This window comes from Stenotrophomonas sp. 21LCFQ19 (assembly GCF_056861425.1).
The window spans coordinates 2,501-5,336 of the sequence record NZ_JBSPUF010000032.1 but is presented as its reverse complement, the minus strand read 5'-3'; the positions used below and the strand labels follow the sequence as shown (position 1 = coordinate 5,336).

Annotated in this window: 2 rRNA genes (1 of these 2 only partly in view); both read right to left on the bottom strand. The window is 53.3% G+C overall.

The annotated features are described in order from the left end of the window. Positions 1-4 precede the first annotated feature (4 nt). A 5S ribosomal RNA gene (gene rrf / locus AC13FW_RS20480) occupies positions 5-119 on the bottom strand. A gap of 124 nt (positions 120-243) precedes the next feature. Continuing rightward, a 23S ribosomal RNA gene (locus tag AC13FW_RS20475) occupies positions 244-2,836 on the bottom strand (it continues 285 nt past the right edge of the window).

Below are 2,836 nucleotides of genomic sequence, written 5' to 3'. Positions count from 1 at the left end.
AAAACCCTGACGATGACCTACTCTCGCACAGCTTAGGCTGCACTACCATCGGCGCGGCTACGTTTCACTTCCGAGTTCGGGATGGGATCGGGTGGTTCCATAGCGCTAATTTCATCAGGGAGACGGTTGGAGCGTCGCCATCCAAACAACGGATTTAGGCGCCTGCCTCTCATGGATCTTGTGACGTAGCGTGCACTTGGACTCTATCGACATGTCATGTCGGCCAAGGCAACTTGAGGTTATATGGTCAAGCCACACGGATCATTAGTATCAGTTAGCTCAATGCATTGCTGCACTTACACACCTGACCTATCAACCACATAGTCTATATGGTTCCTTTAGGGGGCTTGTGCCCCGGGAAGTCTCATCTTGAGGCGCGCTTCCCGCTTAGATGCTTTCAGCGGTTATCGCTTCCGAACATAGCTACCCGGCAATGCCACTGGCGTGACAACCGGAACACCAGAGGTTCGTCCACTCCGGTCCTCTCGTACTAGGAGCAGCCCCTCTCAAACTTCCAACGCCCATGGCAGATAGGGACCGAACTGTCTCACGACGTTCTGAACCCAGCTCGCGTACCACTTTAAATGGCGAACAGCCATACCCTTGGGACCGACTACAGCCCCAGGATGTGATGAGCCGACATCGAGGTGCCAAACACCGCCGTCGATATGAACTCTTGGGCGGTATCAGCCTGTTATCCCCGGAGTACCTTTTATCCGTTGAGCGATGGCCCTTCCATACAGAACCACCGGATCACTAAGTCCTAGTTTCCTACCTGCTTGATCCGTCGATCTTGCAGTCAAGCACGCTTATGCCTTTGCACACAGTGCGCGATGTCCGACCGCGCTGAGCGTACCTTCGAGCTCCTCCGTTACTCTTTAGGAGGAGACCGCCCCAGTCAAACTACCCACCATACACGGTCCCCGATCCAGATAATGGACCTAGGTTAGAACGTCAAGCACGACAGGGTGGTATTTCAAGGATGGCTCCACTGCAGCTAGCGCCACAGTTTCATAGCCTCCCACCTATCCTACACAGACGAACTCAACGTTCAGTGTAAAGCTATAGTAAAGGTTCACGGGGTCTTTCCGTCTTGCCACGGGAACGCTGCATCTTCACAGCGATTTCAATTTCACTGAGTCTCGGGTGGAGACAGCGCCGCTGTCGTTACGCCATTCGTGCAGGTCGGAACTTACCCGACAAGGAATTTCGCTACCTTAGGACCGTTATAGTTACGGCCGCCGTTTACTGGGGCTTCGATCAAGAGCTTCGCCTTGCGGCTGACCCCATCAATTAACCTTCCAGCACCGGGCAGGCGTCACACCCTATACGTCCACTTTCGTGTTTGCAGAGTGCTGTGTTTTTGATAAACAGTCGCAGCGGCCTGGTTACTGCGACCCTCTTCAGCTATAGCTCGCATGAGCCACCAAAAAGGGTGCACCTTCTCCCGAAGTTACGGTGCCATGTTGCCTAGTTCCTTCACCCGAGTTCTCTCAAGCGCCTGAGAATTCTCATCCTACCCACCTGTGTCGGTTTACGGTACGGTCTGCGTAAGCTGAAGCTTAGGAGCTTTTCCTGGAAGCGTGGTATCAGTGACTTCGCCTTAAAGGCTCGTCTCGGTGCTCGGTCTTAAAGGATCCCGGATTTGCCAAAGATCCAAACCTACCGCCTTTCCCCAGGACAACCAACGCCTGGTACACCTAACCTTCTCCGTCCCTCCATCGCACTTACGCGAGGTGCAGGAATATTAACCTGCTTCCCATCGACTACGCATTTCTGCCTCGCCTTAGGGGCCGACTCACCCTGCGCCGATTAACGTTGCGCAAGGAAACCTTGGGCTTTCGGCGTGCGGGTTTTTCACCCGCATTATCGTTACTCATGTCAGCATTCGCACTTCCGATACCTCCAGCAAGCTTCTCAACTCACCTTCACAGGCTTACGGAACGCTCCTCTACCGCGCATAACAAAGTTATGCACTCCAAGCTTCGGTTTACTGCTTAGCCCCGTTAAATCTTCCCCGCAGACCGACTCGACCAGTGAGCTATTACGCTTTCTTTAAAGGGTGGCTGCTTCTAAGCCAACCTCCTGGCTGTCTGTGCCTTTCCACATGGTTTTCCACTTAGCAGTAAATTTGGGACCTTAGCTGTGGATCTGGGTTGTTTCCCTTTTCACGACGGACGTTAGCACCCGCCGTGTGTCTCCCATACAGTCCGTCTCGGTATTCGGAGTTTGCAATGGTTTGGTAAGTCGCGATGACCCCCTAGCCATAACAGTGCTCTACCCCCGAGAGGATACATATGAGGCGCTACCTAAATAGCTTTCGAGGAGAACCAGCTATCTCCGGGTTCGATTAGCTTTTCACTCCTAATCACACCTCATCCCCTACCTTTGCAACGGGAGTGGGTTCGGGCCTCCAGTGCGTGTTACCGCACCTTCACCCTGGGCATGACTAGATCACCCGGTTTCGGGTCTACTGCCCGCGACTATGCGCCCTTATCAGACTCGGTTTCCCTTCGCCTCCCCTATACGGTTAAGCTTGCCACGAACAGTAAGTCGCTGACCCATTATACAAAAGGTACGCAGTCACTCTTGCGAGCTCCTACTGCTTGTACGCACACGGTTTCAGGATCTATTTCACTCCCCTCTCCGGGGTTCTTTTCGCCTTTCCCTCACGGTACTGGTTCACTATCGGTCGGTCAGTAGTATTTAGCCTTGGAGGATGGTCCCCCCATATTCAGACAGGGTTTCACGTGCCCCGCCCTACTCGTCTTCACTGGAATGGCCCTTTTAAATACAGGGCTATCACCTTCTATGGCCGGCTTTTCCAAACCGTTTT